The following is a 6143-nucleotide window of genomic DNA, read 5'->3' on the forward strand; positions in this document are numbered from 1 at the left end:
CGGAACTATCAGTGCCACAGAGCAAGCCCGTATTCATTCAAGTAAAATCATTGAAAATACGGGTAAAATTGAAACGAAACAAGGTGATATTGCGCTTCGTTCACAAAAAAATATTGAGCAAAAAGGTTCGATCGTTGCTCGTCAAGGCGGTATTTCTCTACAAGCAAAAGAGAGGATTGCACAAAGCGGTGAGACGGTGTCAAAAGGGAATGTGGGTTATCAGGCTCAGAACATTCTTATCTCTAAAAATGCATTGATTGCGGCTGGAGCTCATGCTGTTCAGCAAAACGGTTATGATGCGCTCATCTTAGATCCTTCAGCTTCACAAGGAAGCCATTTAACGTTAAGTTCAAAAGAAAAACTGGTTACGCAAGGGAAGAATATAGCCTCAGGTAAATTGGTAGCAGAAGGGAATGAGGTGACGTTAGATCATGCGCAAACCTTAGGGTATGATGTTACACTTTTATCAAAACAAACTGATCTTAATGTTAATCAGGCGAACATCTATGCCACCAATACCCTTGAGCTTTCCACGAAAAAATGGCTTTCTACCCAGGGTAGCCAATTGAGTGCAGATACGATTACGGCGACACAACGTGATTTAAATAATCAAGGGGGGACTTGGGTTCAACGAGGTATCAAAGATTTTGTTCTTCAAACGACTAAACTGAATAATCAAGCCGGTGCCATCAGCTCTCAGGGCAACTTTATGATTCATGCTTACAATGTGAATAATCAACAAGGTAAGCTGGTAAGCCTTGGAGAACAGCACATTCATACGGACAATTTTTTGAATACCGAAGGGAAAATTGTTTCTGGTAATCATCAATCTATTCAGCTTGTGCAGCTAGCCAACGATAAAGGCGTCATTTCCTCGCAGGCTGCTCAACACATTCAGGTTCAGCAACATATTGATAACCGTCAAGGACGCATCAGTGCGGTAAATAGCCAAATTAATGTAGGTTCGCTTGATAATAGCGAGCAGGGATTGTTGGCTGCATCTCGTCATTTAGATATTCGTGCGGATACTGGGGTAAATAATGCAAAAGGCATGATTAATAGCGCAGATGTTTCGGTTAATACAAAAGTGTTAAATAATAAGGCGGGTATCCTCTATGGAAATGACAGCACACATCTTCAAATTGCTAAAACGATTGATAACCAAAATAACGGTAAGATTATCAGTTTAGGTAAAGCCTCTCTTCAAGCAGAAAGGTTAGATAATCGAGCAGGTGTTGTTCAAGTGGCAGGACAGTTGAACCTCACTGTTCAACAGATTCAAAATAATAAAGTGAGTGATGAAGGCTCTTTCATTCAAGCAGACCAATTAACGATTAAGACGGATCACCTTAATAACCAAGGTACTTTTAATTCGTCAATCCAAACTCTCAGACAAGGAGTTTCAGCCAATGAGATAACGATAAATACTCAATCTGTTGATAATACAGAAGGGGGAATCTATGCTCAAAAACAAGCAAATTTGAATGTTGAAAAATCATTGAATAACCAAAAAGGGAAATTGCTCAGTTGGGGCGATATCAGTATTGCTGGTAAAGATCTTTCTATCAATAATGATGGAGGGCACATACAAGCGGTTGATATGCTTGATATTCATGCTCGTTCTGTTTTAAAAACAGGGCATTTGGAAGCGGATAAACTGCGTTTAACGTTGAAAAGTGATTTCACAACCCAGCAAGACATTAATGCAAAAACAGAGTTCAAGATTAATACGACTGGAAACATAGTAAATAATTATAAGCTTTCTGCTGGTGAACATTTAACCTTAAATGCGCAGCAAATTGATAATCAAGAAAAGGGACGTTTAAGCAGTGCTGAAACGCGTATAACGGCAACGGGAAAGATAACCAATCGTGGTTTAATTAATAGTTTTTCTGATGAAGATAACAGTAAAACAGTGGTAAAAGCTGGGCATATTGATAATGTGGGCTGGGGGAGAATTTATGGTGACCAAGTTGCCCTTCAAGCAAACAAAATTGAAAATCGTGACGAACGAAATAAAGCAGGTGAGGTGAAATCAGCTACGATTGCGGCGCGTCAACGTTTAGATCTTGCAGGTCAGGAAATGATTAACGATACCTCATTTTATGAATCTGACAAAAAAGGCGGTTCGACTATTTATAGTGGTGGTCAAATTGAGTTTGGTGCGCATTTAAATGAAGATGATCAGGCAGAAGGCAAAGCCGGTATCTTGCGTAATAAAAGTAGCATTATTGAAGCCGAAGGTGGAATTGCGCTAAACCATATTGAAAAAACCTTCAATACGAATGAACATTTCGAAACGGAAGTGATGGAGATTCCGGAGGAAGGCAATAAAAATCATATCGAATATGTCATGATTGGCACGAACGGTCTTGATTTTAATACCGGCGGCTTGGTGAAAAATGATCGTTTTTGGCATCGTCGTACACCAGGCAAAAATAAGCCAGGTGTGTATGATCTGGTTTGGAAAACAACGCTCGACCGCAAGTTAGAGAATGATGAACTCGAAGCCGGTTATATCCCATTAGCAAATCAAAAAAGCTGCTCATCAAGCGATCCTTCTCTCTGTTACATTAATCCAACTACAGTTTATGGCAGTGATTACGGTATTTGGAAACGTTTCAACCTTAATGCACCTAAAGATGCGCCATCACTTGCATCTCTTCCAACGGTAAGACCGGAACCTGTTAAACCAAGAAAACCAAGACGATTGTCGAATGCAGTGCGTAAAGCGAAGTATGAAGAAGCTATGCGCCGGTATGAAGCTGAAATGGCTGCTTATAAACAAGATATTGATAATTATAATGAAGCAATCAAAGGCTATGACAGTTGGGTAAAAAATAATGCTGAGGTTTTTGCTGAGTTAAATAACCGCATCAAAGCCAACAATGATAGTTTACCGGATCATTATCGTGATCGTTGGACGATGCAAGTGAAAGAAGAAAAAGTGTTAAAAAGTCAGGTGACAAAATCCTTACCAGGGCAAATTCTTGCCGGTGGAGATATTGATCTGGGTGAGAGTTATTTAGAAAACGATAGAAGTACCCTTATTTCGGGTGGATTGATTCATAAGGAAGAAGGAATACTTAATAATCTTGATGAAAAAGGCGTTGAGTTTCACCAACTTTATGGCATGGCAAAATGGGTTCATCCAAGATGGCGTGGAAGACGAAAAGGATGGCGTTGGTATGGTGATAATTATAATGATGTGATTAAACGCCGGGAAACGAAAACATCTTTTGATATGAATATTTTCACTGCTTTATCTCACACTGATAAGGCTTCTGTAAAAAATCCATTCTATGTTGATCAGGTAAGTCATCTTGAGAAGCAAGATAATGATGTGGCATTAACTCCGCTTAACAGGCTTACCGTACAAGGTGCGAACAAGCCGAATGTATTAGAAAATATTGAAAGTCAGTTAAATAATAAAGTTGAAATTCGCACCACTCAACCTGATACGCGTTTACCCACTCAGAGCTTGTATAAAGTAAATCCTGCGGCGGAGAGCCATGTGTTGATTGAAACCGATCCGGAATTTATTAATAAAAATCGTTGGTTAAGCTCGGATTACATGTTCAAAGCGTTGCGTAATGATCCACAAAATATGATGAAACGTTTAGGTGATGGTTATTATGAGCAACGTTTAGTGCGTGAACAAATGAACCGCTTAACGGGACGTCATTTCAGTGGAGATAACCGTACCTTTGAAGCGCAATATAAAGCATTGATGGATGCCGGAGTGACTTTTGCCAAAAAATTTAACTTGGCAGTGGGGGTGAGTTTAACACCAACACAAGTAGCGCAATTAACATCTGATATTGTTTGGATTGAGAAACAAACTGTCACCTTGCCTAGTGGTAAACAGGTAGAAGCATTAATACCACGAGTTTATGTTGTGGTGAAAAAAGGTGATTTAGATGGTGCTGGAACGTTAATTTCCGGTGAGAAAATCTATGTGAATGGCTCTGACTTTGAAAACCAAGGGACGATTGCCGGTCACACCTTCAACAAAATTGAAACTGAAAGTCTGAAAAATAGCGGTAAATTAACCGGTGGTGTATTGAGTGCAAGGGTTTCAGGCAATTTAGATAACATTGGAGGGGTATTAGAAGCCGACAAAGCGATGATTTTAAACATTGGCAACGATTTTAATCATCAATCCACTACTCAGCAAAGTGATATTCAAGCCTATGGTTTAAATCGTCTTGAGACAAACCTAGATCGCAAAGCACTCTTACACGTTAAAGATGAAGAGGGTGTATTAAGTGTGAGTGCTAATAATATTATGCTCAACGGTGCAGCGGTGCGCAATGACGGCAAAGGCTTGACTTTGTTGGATGCAAAAAACAAGTTAAATTTGATCGCACTTTCGGTGGGTTATGATGAAAAACTGGGTAAATCTAGCAGCTATCGTAATGCCGCTTTGCAAGATGTGGTGGTGTCATCTGTAAAAGGCAAGGGTGATGTACAGTTACAAGCAAAAGCGATTGAGACACAAGGTGGTGAGCTTGAAGCACAGCAGCGTTTGATGCTGATTGCAGAGAATGATTTAGTGTTGGGAGCTGCGAAGAAAACGGCTTCGCTTGAGCAGTATCACAAAACGAAAAGTCGTAATGTGGTGTCTTCCCGTTCTTCTGAAGTGTATTCTTATGACAAACTTAACGCTCATGATGTGACTGCCCTTCAAGGTAAGCATATTGAATTAAACGCAGGTGGTAATGCGTTTTTTCAAGGGACGCAAGCAGTGGCAGCACAAGATATTCATACGGTTGCCGGAGGCGCACTTGAAGTGGGTACGGTGACGAATAGCCATGAGCAAATCAAGTGGGAAAAACACAAAAAATCGGGGCTTGCTGCCTCTGTTTCTGGTAGCACGGCACAATTAGGCTATCAGCGCACTAAATCTGCTTCTGAAGGGAAAGGCTATAGTGAAGTGTTGATTGGCTCAAATCTCACCGCACAACAAGGTAAGTTGAGTCTTGAAGCCAATCAAAATGTGAACATTAACGCTTCTCGTCTTGCATCAGGTGGTGATATGACGATTGGAGGCAAGAATGTACACTTAAATGCAGTGAATGAAATTCATCATAGCGAACAGCATCAAAAGCAAAAAACGAGCGGTGTAGGCATTGGTGTGGTGTATAACCCATTAAAACTTGCCCAAGAGAACTATCGCCAAAAAGAGGAACAAGGTGGCACAAAAACGTTTGTGGGCAAATGGATGAGTGCTTCAGAGGCGATTGGCGATGCAGCGGAATCCCTAGGTCGAGGTGTAATGCCTTATGCTCGCCACTCCCGCAGTGAATCTCATCAACACACGCAAAAATCAGAAGCGAAAACGACCGCACTTGAGGCGGGCGGTAAGCTTGTGATTCAAGCGAAAGAAGGAGATATTCGCACCCAAGGCAGTCGCATTAGTGCAGAAGGTGATGCCGCATTTATTGCAAAAAATAACATCACCTTTGATGTTGTCACGCATCATCAAGGCCAACAAGCTCATAGTCAATCAAAAACCTTCAGTGCAGATGGTTTGAACAAATACGTTGCCGGTATGGCAATGCAAAAAGAAAAGGGTGATAGTGCGCTCACACAAGAAGTAGGCACAACAGTTTCTATCGGCGGCAACAGCACCACGATAGCGGAGAAAGGTGATATCACCTTAAAAGGCACTACCTTTGTGGCAAATGGCACGAATCATCTGCAAGCGACAGAAGGCAACGTGAACCTCTTGACAGCCGAAACTCGAGAAAGCAGCCGGCAAGCACGCAAAGGGCATGGTATTGGTGAAGCGGTGATATCGGATACGGAGCGATTTTGGGGTTATAACCGCACGCGTATGAATCAAGCGGGTGAACAAGTAAACCACCAAGGCAGTCGGGTTGCGAGTTTGAATAACAGCGTTTCCGTTTATGCAGGCCAAGATTACACTCAAACGGCAAGTGAAATATTGGCAAAAGAGCGCGTGGACATCAGCGCCCAAAACATCACGCTTAACAACGCCCTGAATCATCAAGAAAACAGCCAAAGTGAAAGTGATTTAAAAATCGGACAGTTTAGTCGAGTGAAATCACCGATAATCGACTTACTTAATACAATAGAAAGTGCGGTAAAAAATGACAGTGCTTCAGAACGGTTGAAAG

The 6143-nt window shown here is 41.3% G+C and carries 1 protein-coding gene; it reads left to right on the forward strand.

Annotation, left to right across the window (positions count from 1 at the left end):
• Positions 1 to 6143: hemagglutinin repeat-containing protein (locus BKK48_RS09795; RefSeq protein WP_208604192.1), on the forward strand; the 6143-nt coding region annotated here is incomplete at both ends.

Origin of the sequence: Rodentibacter heidelbergensis, assembly GCF_002000125.1 — a bacterium.
In the GTDB taxonomy this organism is placed as follows: domain Bacteria; phylum Pseudomonadota; class Gammaproteobacteria; order Enterobacterales; family Pasteurellaceae; genus Rodentibacter; species Rodentibacter heidelbergensis.